The organism is Rathayibacter sp. CAU 1779, assembly GCF_054551755.1.
In genome coordinates this window covers 293309-309358 of the sequence record NZ_JBTOLK010000003.1, presented here as the reverse complement: position 1 = coordinate 309358, position 16050 = coordinate 293309, and the positions used below count along the sequence as shown (strand labels likewise).

Here is a 16050-nt window from a genome sequence, read left to right as displayed (position 1 = left end):
GCATGAGTCTCCATCGCATCCGCACACGCCACACCGCCTTGGTCGCTGCTGCCGCGCTTGCCGTTCTGGCACTGATCGCCGGATGCGCGCAGATTCCGCGCACCAGTGCGGTCAAAGAGGTCGGCCCGATCACGGAGCAGAACGACGGACTCGGACAGGTCGACTTCCTGCCGAGCGGTCCGCAGACCGGGGCAACGCAGGACGACATCCTGCGGGGATTCGTGCAGGCCGCGGTCTCGCCCCAGGGCGACTACTCGGTGGCGCGCGAGTTCCTCACGTCGGGTTTCCAGAGCAGGTGGAACCCCGACGCCTCGGTCACGGTCGACACGGCCTCCCAGCGTGACTACTCCACCCTGGACACGAACCAGAAGCAGCTCACGCTCGCACCCGTCGCGTTTGTGGACGCCGACGGAACCTACAGCCGCGCCGAGTCGCCCACCGACATCCGGCAGCAGTACTCCTTCACGAAGGAGGGTGGCGAGTGGCGCATCTCGAAGGCGCCCAACGGCGTCGTCATCGACAGCTCGCGCTTCACGAACGTGTTCACCTCGCACCTGCTGTACTTCTTCAGTCCGGACCTGAGCTTCCTGGTGCCTGATCAACGCTGGTTCCCGAACTCGCCGGCGTCCCTGCAGACACGCGTGGTGAAGGAACTGGTCCAGGGTCCGGCCAAATGGCTGGCCGGCGCCTACGTCACCGCCTTCCCGCAGGGCTCACAGCTCACCTCAGACTCGGTCACAGTGACCGGCGGCCAGGCGGACGTCGACCTCAACAGCACGGCGGGCACAGCGGATGAGAGCACGCTGGCCCGCATGCAGCTGCAGCTTTCCGAGTCCCTCAGTTCCGTCGCAGGCATCAACGACGTGCGGATCTCGTTCGAGGGCGTGCAGCGTTCGGTGCCCAACGTGCTGTCACCGCAGCCGACGAACGACCCGAGCGTCGACGGGAACGCGCTCGTGATGCGCGGCGGAAAGTTCGGACTCCTCTCCGGCACGAGCGTCATGGAGATCCCGGACATCTCGGCCAAGGTCGAGGGGCTGTCGCCGTCGGCGGCGACCCTGTCCGCCGACCATCGCGGCGCGGCGGTGCTGGCATCCGACGCTGCATGGGTGATCAGGACCGGTGACGATCCGGTCCGTTTCGACACACGACCGGGACTCGTGGCTCCCACGCTCGATCCGTCGAACTATGCGTGGAGCGCGTCCGCCGGAAAGCCGTCCGAACTGGTGGTCATGGGCTCCAACGGAACGGCGACGACGTTGACCGCCGCCTGGCCCGACGCGCAGACCATCGTGGCCATCGCCATGTCGCGCGACGGCACCCGGCTCGCGGCCCTCGTGCGCACCGACAGCGGCGTCGACATCGAGGTCGCGGGAGTCGTGCGCACGGCCACCGGCAGACCGGAAAGCGTCTCGACGCCGATCGATCTCGGTCCCGTCTCGGGCGGAACGGCCACCTCTCTGACGTGGCTCGACGATCACACGGTCGCCGCTCTCGCCGCGGGGTCGAGCGACGACAGCACGATCGACGTGCAGTCGATCGGCGGGCAGACGACCTCGGAGCCCGGACCGACAGACGGATCATCGATCGGTCCGGTGGGCGCGAGCCCCTACTACTGGGTGCTCACCGAGAACGGATCGCTGCAGTGGCCACGCGGCGCCGGATGGCAGGAGCGCATCGACGGTGTGCAGTTCATCGGCCAGCAGCTCGGCAAGCCGCAGTAGCCCCCGAGGGTGCCCGTTTCTCTCCCCGAGAGTGCCCGTTTCTCTCCCCGAGAGTGCCCGTTTCTCCTCTCGAGGGTGCCCGTTTCTCTCCCCGAGAGTGCCCGTTCTTGGTCGGTGCATCTCTGGTCTCGAATGTGCACACTGTGCCCCGGGCGCGCGACGGCAGTGGCGGTCTGCCTCCCGGAGAATCGCACCGTTTCACACCACGGCACTCGTCCTCCCCACGGCAGGTTGAAACGCCGAAGTGCACCGATGCCTGTGCAAGACGTCCGACACGCCTCGCTGGCACGTCACACTGATCAGATGCCCGCCGCAGTAGAAGCAACCTCCCTCCGTGTTCCTCCCGACGCCGTGCGAACTGCCCTCTCGACACGCTCTCGTGCCGCGCCCGACCACCGACCGCGCGTGCGATCCGCGCTGCTCGACGCGCTCGCCGTCGTCGCCCCCACCTCGTGCGCGGGTTGCGGCACCGCTGACCGGTCCCTGTGCGAAGCGTGCGCCAGCAGCCTGTCGCCCTCCGTGAGAACCATCGACCTGAACGGCATGCCGGTGGCCGCGGCGTTGGACTACGACGGCGTCGTGCGCTCGTCGATTGCGGCCTTCAAAGACGGCGGACGTACGGATGCCGCGGCCCGCCTCGCCCCTGCGCTCGCCGCCTCGATCGCGTTCGCGGTCCGATGGTCCGCTGAACGCCACTCCGCGTCGCTGCACCTCGTCACCGTTCCGTCGTCGCGCTCGGCACGCCGCGCCCGCGGATACTCTCCCGTCGGCCTCCTGCTGCAGCATCTCGGTCTCAGAGCGGAGCCGATGCTTCGCGCCCGTCGACAGGCCGCGGATCAGGTAGGGCTGTCCGCTGACTCACGGCGAGCGAACCGATCGGAGTGGCTGGAGGCGAGGCGCGCGGTCGCGGGGGAGCGGATGCTGCTGGTCGATGACATCCTCACCACAGGGGCCACGCTGCTGGAGGCGAGGCGGGCGCTGGCATCCGCCGGCGCCATCGTCGTCGGGGCCGCCGTGCTCGCCAGGACGCCTCGGCGGAGCGGTGCGTGACACGCCGGAGCGGCAATTCGAGAGGCCGGTTCCCGAAGGAAAAAGTCGTGGTCACGCCGTGATTGCGCGACACCGCGGCGTCACATGGCGTTCACCTTCCATATGGCTGATGACATCCACGGTGGGCCGGTCTACGGTAGGGGAAAAGGTGTCGGTCCAGCCGCCCTTCCGAACGGGTGACGGCCGCACTGGAAGCGGAGGTTGCCATGGAAATCAACATCTTCGGACTCGGCGTGGGCATCACCGATCGCTTCCGTGAATATGCGACCGACAAGGCCGCGAAGGTCGGATCGCTTGCGGAACGCGCCCTCTCGCTGGAGATCAAGGTCTCCCGCCACAACGAGAAGTCCGGAGGTCAGAACGGGGACGACCGCGTCGAGCTCACGCTCATCGGACCCGGTCCCGTCGTTCGTGCCGAGGCCACGGCAGCAGACAAATACGCGGCTTTCGACCTGGCTATCGGGCGATTGCTGGAACGCGTGCGGCGCGCGAAGGATCGCCGCAAGATCCACCGCGGGCTGCACCGTCCGCCGTCCGTGCGTGAGGCATCGACCGTCGGGCTGGGCCGTGTCGACGTGACTCCTGCGCCCGTCGCGGTGCTCGAGCAGGTGCGTACCGGCGGGGTTCCGGTGGTGCAGGATGCGCAGCAGACGGAAGAAGCAGAGGAGTACTGCCCGGTCGTCATCCGCAAGAAGGTCTTCGCGTCCGTGCCGATGACGGTGGACGACGCTCTGTACTACATGGAACTCGTCGGACACGACTTCTACCTGTTCATCGACGAGGAGTCGGGACGTCCGTCTGTGGTGTACCGCCGCAAGGGCTGGGACTACGGCGTGATCGGACTCGACGAGGATGCGGACGAGCTCCAGGAGGTCGCAACGGCGTCGCGCAAGCTGGGACGAAGCTGAGCCGCGGCGGGGCGACGGCTCCGTTCGTCGCTCGGCTGTCCGCGGCGATGCGACGTGGGGCGCGTACCGGAGGCGAGGTGCGCGCCCCACGCCGCGTCTGAAATCCGCGGCGCGGCGAAGAAGGCGCGGTCCTGTGCCACCCTTGTACCCCTGGCGGTCTCTGTAGGAAACTGAAGTTCGACTTCTCTTGATGCGAACATCGGTCAGGAGCCGATGGCCGGGGGGACCATGAGGAATCGAAGTTCGCACGGCAAGGCGCGCGTGTTGTCGCGTCTGATCGCGGTGCTGGTTGGCGTCGTGGCTCTCGGCATCACGACGACGCTGCCAGCGCAGGCCGTGCCGAGTCCGGGAGGGCCGATCGGCGCGGGCTCGGGTGGCATCGCCACCGAGACGACTATCGGATCCTTCCTCAATCTGGGCTCGGTGCGAGGTGCGGTGGACTCCACTGTGACGGGAACCACGTCCTATCCCGCAGCACCACCGACAGGCGCCGCCATCGTCACGGAGACCACGGCGCAGATCGTGATGCGTGACTCCAACGACCCGACAGGTCCGATCCAAGGTCTGGCGTATTGCATCGACCTGCACACGGACACGACCCAGGGTGTCAACTACACGCTGGGCGATTGGACCGAGGCGAACGTTCCCAACCTCGTGTACGTGACGTACATCCTCACGCACTATTTCCCCACCGTGCCCACCGCGCCGGCCGGAACGCTGGTGGAGAAGGTGGCCGCAGTGCAGGCCGCGATCTGGTTCTTCAGCGATCAGTTCGTGCTCGCCTCCGACGACACGGTGCGGTCCGCGGCGGCCGGAATCATCGCCGACGCACAGGCCAATGCGACCGGCAGCGAGCCGCCGCAACCGACGCTCACGATTACGCCGAACAGTGCAAACGTTCCCACCACCGGTGACCTCGTCGGCCCGTTCACCGTCGGAGGAACCGTTGCCTTCGGCACACTCGAGGAACTCGGTGTGCAGGTGTATGCGGATTCGGCGGGTACCCAACCCCTGGCCAACGGCGCGACCGTCACTCCTGGATCGCAGCTCTGGATGAAGTATCTTTCGATGCTCCCGCTACAGGGCTTCCGATTGACATCCGTCCAGTCCGTATTGCAGGGGACCGTGTTTCTCTACGACGGGTCGAACCCGGGTCGGGACTCTGCGCAGAAGCTGATCCTGGCGCAGAACACCGATCTTCCGATTCGTGCCGGTGTCACTGCCGTCCCGTATGCGGCGGGCTCGCTCCAGATCCTCAAGAACGTGGCGGGCGAGGGAGCGGGTCTGCAGGGTGACATCACAGTGACAGCGGAGTGCTCGGGAGAAGGCGGATCGCAGACGTACACGGCCACGCTGCCGGGCGCCGCGGCAGCCGGTATGCACGATCTTCCCGTGATCTCTCCGATACCGGCCGGATGGGTCTGCACCCTCAGCGAAACCGCAACCGGTGCCAATGACAGTGCTGATCTCACAGGCACCACCATCGATCCCGAGCAAGTGACCATCGAAGATCGGACAACGGCCACAGTGACCGTCACCGACGAGTACGCGACTGTGCCGACTCCGACTCCGACTCCGACGCCCACGCCCACCGCGAGCGGATCCGCTGCGGAGCTTGCCAACACGGGAACCGACACGTCGCTTTGGATTCCGTTCGCGGCGGCGGTCGCGATCGCGCTGGGCGCTTTGGGCCTCCTCACTCCGGGCTTCGTCTCTCGCAGGCGACGTCGTCGTGCCTAACCCACCGGATGGTGTCGTCGCGACGGGATCGGCATAGTTCGCTGCCGAACGGTTCGCCGAGACGAGTGCTCGAATCGGAGAGTCTCGTCCAGGGCTGGGCGGCGGACACAAGGCATCAGCCGCGATCCCGCGTACGTGGCGCACGCTCAGCAGCCGTCCGGCATCCTCAGGTCACAGCCCGGTAACATGGGTGGCGTTGTCGCCCCGCGGGCGGCACGCGTCCACCCGGGACGATGGATGCTTTCGGCATCCCCCACGAACCATCTGGAGTGCATCAGTGGCCTCAGTTCTCGAAAAGGTGCTGCGTGTCGGCGAGGGCCGCACGCTCAAGCGGCTCGAGGCGTATGCCCGCGCCGTGAACGCGCTCGAGGAAGACTTCCAAGCCCTCACCGACGAGGAGCTGCGCAACGAGACCGTCGAGCTGCGTGAGCGGTACGTCGGCGGCGAGTCGCTCGACGATCTGCTGCCTGAGTCGTTCGCCGCGGTGCGCGAGGCATCAGTGCGCACGCTCGGCATGCGGCACTTCGACGTGCAGATCATGGGCGGCGCAGCGCTGCACCTCGGAAACATCGCCGAGATGAAGACCGGTGAAGGAAAGACCCTGGTGGCGACCACCGCGGCGTACCTCAACGCGATCGCCGGCCGCGGCGTGCATATCATCACCACGAACGACTACCTGGCCAGCTATCAGGGTGAGCTGATGGGGCGCGTGTTCCGTGCCCTTGGCATGACGACGGGTGTCATCCTCGCGGGCCAGACGCCCGACGAGCGTCGCGAGCAGTACCTCGCGGACATCACGTACGGCACCAACAACGAGTTCGGATTCGACTACCTGCGCGACAACATGGCGTGGCAGGCGTCCGACATGGTGCAGCGCGGACACTTCTTCGCGATCGTCGACGAGGTGGACTCCATCCTCATCGACGAGGCGCGCACCCCGCTCATCATCTCCGGCCCGTCCAGCGGCGAGGCCAACCGTTGGTTCAACGAGTTCGCCCGTCTGGCGACGCGCCTGGAGCCTGAGGTCGACTTCGAGGTCGACGAGAAGAAGCGTACGGTCGGCGTGCTGGAGCCGGGCATCGCGAAGGTCGAGGACTACCTCGGCATCGACAATCTTTACGAGTCGGCGAACACACCGCTCATCTCGTTCCTGAACAACGCCATCAAGGCGAATGCCTTGTTCAAGCGCGACAAGGACTACGTCGTGATGAACGACGAGGTGCTGATCGTCGACGAGCACACCGGTCGCATCCTCGTCGGACGCCGCTACAACGAGGGCATCCACCAGGCCATCGAGGCCAAGGAAGGCGTGCCGGTCAAGGCGGAGAACCAGACGCTGGCCACCGTCACGCTGCAGAACTACTTCCGCCTCTACAAGAAGCTGTCCGGCATGACAGGTACCGCCGAGACCGAGGCGGCGGAGTTCATGTCCACCTACAAGATCGGCGTGGTGCCGATCCCCACGAACAAGCCGATGATCCGCAAGGACATGCCCGACCTCGTCTACAAGAACGAGGAGGCCAAGTTCAACCAGGTGGCCCAAGACATCCTCGAGCGCAACAAGAAGGGCCAGCCCGTGCTGGTCGGCACGACGAGCGTGGAGAAGAGCGAGTACCTCTCGCGCCTGCTCGCCAAGAAGGGCGTGCGGCACGAGGTGCTGAACGCGAAGAACCACGCGCGTGAGGCCGCGATCGTGGCGCAGGCCGGCCGGCTCGGCGCCGTCACTGTGGCGACCAACATGGCCGGTCGTGGAACCGACATCATGCTCGGCGGCAACGCCGAGTTCATCGCGGTCGCAGAGATGAACGCTCGCGGCCTCAACCCGGTCGAGACACCCGATGAGTACGAGGCGGAGTGGGACGCGGTCTTCGAGCGCGTCAAGGCGTCCGTGAACGAGGAGGCCGCCAAGGTCGTGGACGTGGGTGGCCTCTACGTGCTGGGCACCGAGCGTCACGAGTCGCGCCGCATCGACAACCAGCTGCGCGGTCGTTCCGGTCGCCAGGGCGACCCGGGCGAGAGCCGGTTCTACCTGTCGCTCACCGACGACCTGATGCGCCTCTTCAACGCCGGTGCGGCCGAGAGCCTGATGGGTCGCAGCAACGTTCCCGACGATCTGGCGATCGAGTCCAAGGTGGTGAGCCGCGCCATCCGCTCCGCCCAGTCGCAGGTGGAGGCGCGCAACGCGGAGATCCGCAAGAACGTGCTGAAGTACGACGACGTCCTGAACCGCCAGCGCGAGGCGATCTACAGCGACCGCAGGCACATCCTCGAGGGCGACGATCTGCACGAGCGCGTCCAGCAGTTCCTCGAGGACGTCATCTCCGAGGTGCTGGAGCAGCATACGGCAGAGGCGAACGCCGACGACTGGGACTTCGACGCGCTGTGGTCCGATCTCAAGGTGCTGTACCCGATCGATATCTCGATCGACGAGGTCATCGCAGAGGTCGGCAACAAGGGCCGCGTCAACCGCGACTACATCAAGCGGGAGATCCTCTCGGATGCGCGGCTCGCCTACGAGCGTCGCGAGGGTCAGCTGGGTTCCCCGGCGATGCGCGAGCTCGAGCGCCGGGTCGTTCTGTCGGTGATCGACCGTCGCTGGCGCGACCACCTCTACGAGATGGACTACCTCAAGGACGGCATCGGTCTGCGTGCCATGGCACAGCGCGATCCGCTGGTGGAGTACCAGCGCGAGGGCTTCACCATGTATCAGCAGATGATGGGCGCCATTCGCGAGGAGTCGATCGGATTCCTGTTCAACCTCGAGGTCGAGGTCACACAGGCCGCGGGTGAGATCACCGAGGTCGAGGCCAAGGGTCTGACCCCGGCAGCGAACGAGCAGCAGCGCCTCAGCTACTCGGCGCCGAGCGACGACGGAAGCGTCGAGGTGCGCAACCAGCGTGGTCAGATCGACGGCGCGGCATCCGATCGCGCGGAGCGCGCCCGTCGCAGGCAGCTCGCCGCTCAGCAGGAGAACGCGTCGGTTCAGCAGCAGCAGACCGCGTCGCGTGGCGCGTTCGGACAGCGTGACGACTCCGGCGAAGCCGCGCCCCAGAACCGCGCTGAGCGACGCGCACAGGAGCGCCGCCGTCGTTGACCAGAGCTGCCGCAGACCGATCAAGAAGGTCCGCTGCATCGACGAACCAGACATGAAGGTGCCCCGACGGCGATCACGCCGCCGGGGCACCCTCACGTGGCAGCGTCATCAGGGAGTGCGCTCGATCTCGGCGTCAGCCCAATCGGCGTTGTCGTGGCCGTTCCCGTCTCCGGCGTCGCCCACCGTCAGCGTCGGCTGATGCACGCCGGTGATGTCGACGGTGAGTGCGATCGGCGTAGCGGACCCCGCGATCGTCGGAGTCCGCTTCAGCAGGGCGCCGTCGCCGTAGACCTGCGCTGGGATGCGCCCTGCGCAGAGTGCACTCGGAGGACATTCCACCGGGCGCGCCCCGAACGACCTACAACACGCTGATCGCCGAGGCCCGCCAGCGTCGATCGAGTCCCTCGAGACGGATGGCGACGGCCCGCACACGCACGGGGTTGCGAACGATGACCGTCGCCTCGATCACGCCGTCGCGCGGCTCGCAGAGGTGCGTGCTGAGCACGCTCAGCGCAGGACGGACGGTCGCCTGGCCCTTCACCCGCCTGGCTCGCTCGGCGAGCACAGTTCGGTGCAAGAGGGTGGCGTAGACGTCATCGGTGACCCAGCGCATCAGCTGCTCGAGATCCCTGGCGCCCGCCAGCACCTCGAGGATGCAGCGTGCGAGGTTCTCGATCAGCGGTTGCGGATCGGGGAGTTCGCCGCGACGGGACGGCTGCGCCATGAAGTAGTCGTCGCCGAAGCCCTGGCGTAACGGAACGCGACCTGTCGCTCCGTCGCTGCGACCGATGCCCTCCGCACGCGGGTCGGGATCGGGCAACGGTGTCGACGCCTGGCTCATCGCGGCACTCCCTCTGCTCGGGGGCGAGAAAGGCGGGGTCGGTGTCCCGCCTTCGGGGGTCTTTCGGCATGCACTCAACCAGCGGCCAGACAGGAGCGTCCACGGCGTTCGTGCCCTGTTGACAACTCGGCTTGCCGGTGATGGCCAGCCGTTAAGGTGTCCTGTCATGCGTTGGGACAACCTCTTCGATGACCTCGAGAGCCAGCTCGAGCACGAGCTCGGCGTCGACGACCTCGAACTGCGCGTCGAAGAGGAGCGGCTGCGCCTTGGGCGACTGACGCTGCGCAACCGCTTGCGCGCGGCATCCGAGACGGCGGGCAGACGACCGGATCCGGTGCATCTCTGGCTGATCGACGGCAGCGACGTACGGCTGCGTCCCGCGACATTCGGCCGGGACTGGGTCTCCGGCGAATCGACGACGGATGCCGCAGGCGGCGGTGCAGCGCGCGGCATCGGCCCGCGTGTCATCGTCCCGCTCGATGCCATCGCATCCGTCGTCCTCGACGCCGATCAGCTTGAACGCAGCCTCACCGCGGAGCCGGACCCGGATGCCGTGCGTCCCGGCGATCCGTCGCCTCGCCTGATCGACCGCCTCGGGCTGCCCTTCGCTCTGCGGGACCTGGCACGAAGGCGCGCCGCGGTGTCCGTGACGACCGGGAGTGCGACGATCCACGGCACCATCGACCGTGTCGCACGAGACCATTTCGACCTAGCAGTGCATGAGCGGGGGACGCCGCGACGCTCCAGCAACGTGCGCGGTGTGCGGATCGTGCCGATGGCATCCGTGGTGATCGTGCGGCTCTAGCGTGTGCGGGAGCACATCCCCTTCGACCCGGAATGGTCAGAGCCACCCGGGCCATGTCGCGACGCTCGGCACACGGACAGGGGCGTCGATCAGTCCTCGTCGTGCCAGATGATGCGGCCGCCGGACAGCTCGGGGATGGCAGCCAGGTCCGACTGCTCGAACAGCGCCCGGCGCCGGGTCTCCTCGTACATGGCGGCGATATACGCCTCGAGTTCGATTCGCTCGATGCGCCACGCGCCCGGCCGGCCGACACGGATCGCCGGCAGCTCTCCGGTCTCGAGGAGACCGATCACGTCGGATGGTGCGACATTGAGGACCTCCGCAGCGTCGGCGACGGTCAGGAAGCGCGTCACATCGTCCGAACGGTCGGCGGTCATGCCTTCGATTATGGCGGGACGCGCTCGACAGCCTCTGCGGTGTGGATAACTTTCCTACGACTTGCCCAGGATCGGCACGATGGTCTCACGCGCGACAGCGGAATGCCGGTTCGCGTGGCTGAGCGGACGCTCAGGTTGTCGTCGACGAGGAGGAACATGAGCGGGTCAACGGGAGCGAGACCTCGGAGATTCTGGGTCGATCCGAGATTCGCCGTCGGCATCGTGCTCATCGTCGCGTCGGTCGTCGGGGTGTGGGCGCTGCTCTCGGTGCAGAACCGCACCGTGCGGGTGTACGTGGCTCGCAGCACGCTCGTCGAGGGCGATGTCGTGCACGCCGACGACCTCACGGTCGCGAGCGTGCGGGTGCCGGCATCCGACCGCTACCTCGCCGAGGGCGCACTGCCTGCCGACGCGGTCGTCACCCGGTCCGTGCGCGAGGGCGAACTCGTGCCGGCAAAGGCCGTGAGCAACACGGTGCAGGCGAGGCTGACGAGCGTCGTCGTGACGGCATCCGGGCCTGTCGCCGCATCGGTGAACGCAGGATCCACGGCGGATGTCTGGGCTGCCCACACGGCGAGTGACAAGAACTACGCGCCACCGCTCGTGCTTGTGTCCGGTGCGGTGGTCGTCTCCGTGTCGCGCGACGATGCGCTGGTGTCCGGGAGGTCGTCCGTGTCTGTTGAATTGCGGGTGCCGGCGAGCCGTGTCGCCGCCGTGCTTCAGGCGATCGCGGACGGCGAGGCCATCTCGGTCGTGCCCACCAGCGCGGATGCCACGGCCGCGGCATCGGAGGCATCGTCCGCACCGCGCACGGCGACCGCGGTGCCCACGCCGACGGGCAGCGCCGGATGACCGCCGTCGCACTGTGCCTGGATCGACGGACGCTGGAGCGGGTGGCTGCGGAGGCAGCGGCATCCGGCCATCTCGTCGTGGCGCGCGTGTCGACGGGCAAGGAGCTTCTCGCGGCGATCGCCGAACGCGACGTCGAAGTCGCCGTCGTCGGCGGTGCTCGAGGGCGGCTCTCCGCCGAGGTCGTCGCGGCCTGCGACCAGGCGGGCGTGCGGCTCGTCGTGCTCGCGGCGGGGGAGTCGGAGCGGCGACATGCGCTCTCCGTCGGCGTCTACGACGCCCTGGATGCCGGCGCCGACTGGCCCGCCATCGAGCCGTCGCTGCGCGGGGTGCGCGTCATCCCGTCCCGTGCCGGTGGCCCGATCGGCGCGAGAGACGAGTCGCGGATCATCGCCGTCTGGGGCCCGGCAGGCGCGCCAGGACGCACCTCCGTTGCGATCACGATCGCCGCCGAGCTCGCTGCCCTCGGGCACAGCGTCGTGCTCGCGGACGCAGATCCGTATGGCGGCGCCGTTGCCCCCGCGCTGGGGCTCCTCGACGAGGCTCCCGGATTCGCGGCAGCCTGCCGGCTCGCCACATCGGATGCGCTCAGCCACGACGAGCTCACCCGAGTGGCGCAGCGGTACGCGAGCCCGCGGGGTGCGTTCTGGGTGCTCACCGGAATCGGACGCGCCGCCCGCTGGCCGGAACTCACGGCGGATCGCGTCGAGCGCGTGCTCGCCCAGTGCCGCAGCTGGGTCGACTACACGGTGGTCGACCTGGGATTCAGCCTGGAGACCGACGAGGAGATCACCAGCGACCTGTTCGCTCCCCGGCGCAACGCGGCGACGCTCACGGCGGTGCAGGCCGCAGACGACGTGATCGCAGTCGGGCTCGCGGATCCGGTAGGTCTGTCGCGATTTCTGCGTGCGTTCGGCGACCTGGTGGAGACAGCGCACGAGACGCCGCCGCACGTGATCGTGAACCGGGTGCGAACCTCCGCGGTGGGCGCGAATCCGTTCGCCCAGGTCGCCTCGACGCTGCGGCGGTTCGGGGGAGTCGAACCCGCCGCCCTGATCCCGGACGACCCGGCGGGATTCGACCTTGCCGTGCTCTCCGGTCGCACGCTCCGCGATGCCGCACCCAAATCGCCCGCTCGCGCGGCCATCCGCCGCTTCGTCGAACGAGAGCTCGCTCCGGCGCCCGAGCCGCAGCTCGGCCGTCGTCGCCACGCGGCCAGGCCGCGGCCCGTCGTCGAGGGAGCGAGGCTCGAATCGCGGGGCGCTTGATCGGGTGAGGTCCAGATGCTGGAGCACAGCTGCAGCGGCGTTGGTGTCGCGGGGAGGTCGAGAGGGTGGTGGTCTGCCGGTGCAGCACAGCTGTGCCGGCGCTGGCGTCGCGGCAACGGTCCACCGGACCGTCCCTCCAAGCTCCAGCGCGCTCCTAGACTGAAGCGATGTCAACACTCAGTGATCTCGTCGTGGCGCACGGCCGTTCCACCCCGGAGGACATCGAGTGGTTGCACCTCCTGGTCGGTGATTGTCAGCTGCTCGCCGACCTCGCGTTCGCCGACATCGTGCTCTGGGTGCCGACGGATGACGGCTTCATCGCCGTCGCCCACTCGCGTCCGTCGAGCGCTGCCACCCTGTTCTACCGGGACTTCGTCGGGCAGTCGATCCGTGCCGAGTGGAAAGGCCTCGCCACCGAGGCGTTCGAGACGGGGGCGATCGTCGACTCGCACGCCCCCGACTGGTACGAGGAGATGCCCACCAGGGTTCGCGCGGTACCCGTGTTCCGGCGCGTGTCGGCATCCAGCGCGAAGGTCGTCCCGACGCCGATCGCCGTGATGACCCGGCACACGAACCTCAGCGAGGCGCGCACGCCAAGCCGCCAGGAGCTCACCTTCAACGCCTGCGCGAACGACCTGTTCAGCATGATCGCCACCGGCGACTTCCCCGACCTCGGCGCTCCGTCCGGTCCGCGCAGGGGTGCGCCGCGGGCATCCGACGGTCTCATTCGCCTCGATGTCGACGGCGTCACCACGTTCGCCAGCCCCAACGCCCTCTCGGCCTTCAACCGCATGGGATTCACCGAGGAACTGGAGGGCGAGTCGCTCGCCGTCGTGACGACCCGGTTGCTGATGGGGAACTCCGTCGTCGACGAGTCGCTTCCGCTCGTCGTCACCGGTCGCGCACCCTGGCGCACGGACATCGAGGCGCGCGGCGTGACGGTGTCACTGCGCACCATCCCGATCCGCACGCACGGCGAACGGACCGGAGCGATCGTGCTCTGCCGCGACGTCACGGAGATGCGCCATCAGGAGCAGGAGCTCATCACCAAGGACGCGACGATCCGCGAGATCCATCACCGTGTGAAGAACAACCTGCAGACCGTGGCGTCGCTGCTGCGCATCCAGGCACGCCGAACGCACTCCGAAGAGGCCAGGGATGCTCTCGGCCAGGCGATGAGGCGCGTCGCGGCCATCGCGGTGGTTCACGACACCCTGTCCGAAGGCCTCGCGCAGATCGTCGACTTCGACGACGTGTTCGATCGTGTCCTGCTGCTGGTGGCCGAGGTCGCGAGCACCCACAACACGACAGTGCATCCGAAGTCGTCCGGAAGCTTCGGCGAGCTTCCGAGCGAGTACGCGACACCGCTCGCGCTCGCACTCACCGAGCTCGTCACGAACGCCGTCGAGCACGGTTTGGCCGGTCGGTCGGGCGAGGTGGAGATCATCGCGGACCGCTCGCCGGAGATGCTCACTGTCAAGGTGAAGGACAACGGCTCAGGGCTGCCGGAAGGCAAGGTCGGCGACGGCCTCGGCACGCAGATCGTGCGTACGCTCATCCAAGGCGAACTGAGCGGCACGATCGATTGGCACACCATGGTCGGTTCGGGAACCGAGGTGACCATCGAGGTGCCGCTGCGCTATCTGCGCAAGGCCTGAGCTCTCTGCGCAGGGCGAGACCGGAGGACGCCGCCTCACGGTCGGGGGAGCGCCTGCCGATCGGGTATCGGCAGGTCGTCGGCGATGAGGACCTCGCGGGTCAGGAGGCGCGACGCGCTCGCGCGGCGCGACGTTTGAGGGCGCGGCGCTCATCCTCGGAGAGTCCACCCCACACGCCGGAGTCCTGTCCGGTCTCGAGAGCGTACTGCAGGCAAGTCTCGGTAACGGTGCACCGGGCACAGACGGCCTTCGCCTTTTCGATCTGCTCGACTGCCGGCCCCGTGTTACCCACCGGGAAGAAGAGTTCCGGGTCGGCTGTCAGGCAGGCGGCTTTGTCGCGCCAATCCATGAGGGTGCTCCTTATTTGTTGCATGCGCCATCAGACGCGGGCATGGCCGAAGGCCAGATTCGGGTAAGCGCCGAGTCTCAGGGTCATGACTTCCACGGATCGAAACCGACCGGTTCCGATCCGATCGACGTGGTCGTTGTACAACCTCGCCGGAGAACGATTACCTGGTGGACCGCGATCCTGGAAGACGGACGCTTGCCCACCACCCTGTGAGCGTCAACTCGACTAGGAAATGCTCGCATACTGGTAGTGCCAAATCAAGAGTTTCGAATGGGATAACGCTGTGAACACAGACCGGAAACAGAAGCCCGATAGTGGCGATGACCGGCCCGAAAAGTCGTTTCCTGTGCTACTCGGATGCCTGGTGGCGCTTCTGTCCCTCGAGTCGTTGTGCTTGATCGCGGGCGTGATCTGGCTGAGCGTGCAGGCGGCGCAGGCTGCGGCATCCGACGTCTCGACGGGTCTCGCGCTGTTGATCATCGCGGCGTTGTGCGCGGTGTGGGTGGTCCTGACGACGGTCGGCGCCGCCCGCCGCCGCTCGTGGATGCGCGGGTCGACGATCACGCTGCACATCCTGGTGTTCGCGATCGCCATCGGCTCCTTCACGGGAGTGACGGCGGTTCCCGAGGCGGGATGGGTGCTGATCATCGTCGCCGCACTCGGGATCGGGTTGGCGCTGGCGCCCTCCGTGACGCGCGCCACCGCGCGTCAGACGGAGTCGCAGAGTGCGGACGACGAGTCGTCGGCGTCGACCGCTCCGCCTGCGACGAAGCGCTGACGTCCGACCCGGCGGCGCACGAAGGCCCGTCGACGCGTCACTGGCGCGGTCAGGCGGCGAGACCGAGCTTCTTGCGCAGTGAGGCGACGTGTCCCGTTGCGCGCACGTTGTAGAGCGCGAGACGGATGCTCCCGCTCTCGTCAACGACGAACGTCGACCGGAGCACACCCGTGACGACCTTGCCGTACAGCGACTTCTCGCCGTACGCACCGTAGAGCTTGTGCACACGCAGGTCGGTGTCGGAAAGCAGCGGGAAGTTCAGGCTGTCCCGGTCGCGGAACTTCGCCAGAGTCGTCGGATCGTCCTTCGAGATGCCGAGCACCTGGTATCCGGCGGAGGCCAGCGAGTTGATGTTGTCACGGAAGTCGCATGCCTCCTTCGTGCAGCCTGGCGTCATGGCGGCCGGATAGAAGTAGACGACCACGTTTCGCCCGGCGAAGTCGTGCAGCGAGACCTCGTTGCCGTCCTGATCGAGGAGGGTGAAGTCGGGGGCGGTGTCGCCCTCGGCGAGGCGGGACCGGGTCGCAGACGTTTCGCTCATGCCTCAACGGTAATCGGTTGGGCCGAGCGCCCAGCCGCATCGTTCCGCTGTGCCTTTGTGCCGCCTGC

At 67.5% G+C, this 16050-nt stretch carries 15 protein-coding genes; 10 read left to right on the top strand and 5 right to left on the bottom strand.

The window, feature by feature from the left end; translation table 11 throughout:
- Positions 1 to 2 precede the first annotated feature (2 nt).
- The 5 genes from ACX9R5_RS15580 to secA all read left to right on the top strand — a co-directional run bounded on the left by ACX9R5_RS15580 (position 3) and on the right by secA (position 8516).
- On the top strand, positions 3 to 1724 hold the full coding sequence (locus tag ACX9R5_RS15580) for a GerMN domain-containing protein (protein WP_459409958.1): 1722 nt from the start codon (positions 3 to 5) through the stop codon (positions 1722 to 1724).
- 519 nt (positions 1725 to 2243) lie between these two features.
- Positions 2244 to 2774 carry a ComF family protein gene (locus ACX9R5_RS15575; protein WP_459409957.1) on the top strand — a complete coding sequence of 177 codons (531 nt, stop codon included), beginning with the start codon at positions 2244 to 2246 and terminating at the stop codon, positions 2772 to 2774.
- A 206-nt stretch (positions 2775 to 2980) separates the two neighbouring features.
- Positions 2981 to 3682, top strand: coding sequence for a ribosome hibernation-promoting factor, HPF/YfiA family (gene hpf, locus ACX9R5_RS15570; protein ID WP_459409956.1), 702 nt, complete (start codon positions 2981 to 2983; stop codon positions 3680 to 3682).
- 228 nt (positions 3683 to 3910) lie between these two features.
- Entirely contained in the window at positions 3911 to 5422 is a 1512-nt protein-coding gene (locus ACX9R5_RS15565) for a DUF5979 domain-containing protein (protein WP_459409955.1), read from the top strand.
- 277 nt (positions 5423 to 5699) lie between these two features.
- A complete protein-coding gene (secA, locus tag ACX9R5_RS15560; RefSeq protein ID WP_459409954.1) occupies positions 5700 to 8516 on the top strand; it encodes a preprotein translocase subunit SecA in 2817 nt (938 codons plus the stop codon).
- Positions 8517 to 8624: 108 nt separating this feature from the next.
- Here secA and ACX9R5_RS15555 read toward each other — a convergent pair whose 3' ends face one another.
- Positions 8625 to 8855 carry an NPCBM/NEW2 domain-containing protein gene (locus ACX9R5_RS15555; RefSeq protein WP_459409953.1) on the bottom strand — a complete coding sequence of 77 codons (231 nt, stop codon included), beginning with the start codon at positions 8853 to 8855 and terminating at the stop codon, positions 8625 to 8627.
- Positions 8856 to 8874: 19 nt separating this feature from the next.
- Positions 8875 to 9357, bottom strand: coding sequence for an Rv3235 family protein (locus tag ACX9R5_RS15550; RefSeq protein ID WP_459409952.1), 483 nt, complete (start codon positions 9355 to 9357; stop codon positions 8875 to 8877).
- 166 nt (positions 9358 to 9523) lie between these two features.
- On the opposite strand from ACX9R5_RS15550, the gene ACX9R5_RS15545 reads away from it, so the two are divergent.
- Positions 9524 to 10162, top strand: a complete 639-nt coding sequence (locus ACX9R5_RS15545) for a hypothetical protein (protein WP_459409951.1) — start codon at positions 9524 to 9526, stop codon at positions 10160 to 10162.
- Between the two features lie 89 nt (positions 10163 to 10251).
- Here ACX9R5_RS15545 and ACX9R5_RS15540 read toward each other — a convergent pair whose 3' ends face one another.
- A complete protein-coding gene (locus ACX9R5_RS15540) occupies positions 10252 to 10539 on the bottom strand; it encodes a helix-turn-helix domain-containing protein (protein ID WP_459409950.1) in 288 nt (95 codons plus the stop codon).
- Between the two features lie 156 nt (positions 10540 to 10695).
- Between ACX9R5_RS15540 and ACX9R5_RS15535 the strand changes: the two genes are divergently transcribed.
- The 3 genes from ACX9R5_RS15535 (at position 10696) to ACX9R5_RS15525 (ending at position 14314) form a co-directional block, all read left to right on the top strand.
- Positions 10696 to 11391: an SAF domain-containing protein gene (locus tag ACX9R5_RS15535; RefSeq protein ID WP_459409949.1), complete on the top strand. Its 696-nt coding sequence runs from the start codon at positions 10696 to 10698 to the stop codon at positions 11389 to 11391.
- Positions 11388 to 12656, top strand: coding sequence for an AAA family ATPase (locus ACX9R5_RS15530; protein ID WP_459409948.1), 1269 nt, complete (start codon positions 11388 to 11390; stop codon positions 12654 to 12656). Before ACX9R5_RS15535 ends, ACX9R5_RS15530 begins: the two co-directional genes overlap by 4 nt.
- Before the next feature lie 167 nt (positions 12657 to 12823).
- Positions 12824 to 14314 carry a sensor histidine kinase gene (locus tag ACX9R5_RS15525; RefSeq protein WP_459409947.1) on the top strand — a complete coding sequence of 497 codons (1491 nt, stop codon included), beginning with the start codon at positions 12824 to 12826 and terminating at the stop codon, positions 14312 to 14314.
- Between the two features lie 100 nt (positions 14315 to 14414).
- Here the strand turns inward: ACX9R5_RS15525 and ACX9R5_RS15520 are convergent, their stop codons facing one another.
- Entirely contained in the window at positions 14415 to 14663 is a 249-nt protein-coding gene (locus tag ACX9R5_RS15520) for a WhiB family transcriptional regulator (RefSeq protein WP_146322482.1), read from the bottom strand.
- 364 nt (positions 14664 to 15027) lie between these two features.
- On the opposite strand from ACX9R5_RS15520, the gene ACX9R5_RS15515 reads away from it, so the two are divergent.
- Entirely contained in the window at positions 15028 to 15441 is a 414-nt protein-coding gene (locus ACX9R5_RS15515; protein WP_459409946.1) for a hypothetical protein, read from the top strand.
- A gap of 49 nt (positions 15442 to 15490) precedes the next feature.
- Here the strand turns inward: ACX9R5_RS15515 and bcp are convergent, their stop codons facing one another.
- Positions 15491 to 15982, bottom strand: coding sequence for a thioredoxin-dependent thiol peroxidase (gene bcp, locus ACX9R5_RS15510; protein WP_459409945.1), 492 nt, complete (start codon positions 15980 to 15982; stop codon positions 15491 to 15493).
- Positions 15983 to 16050 lie beyond the last annotated feature (68 nt).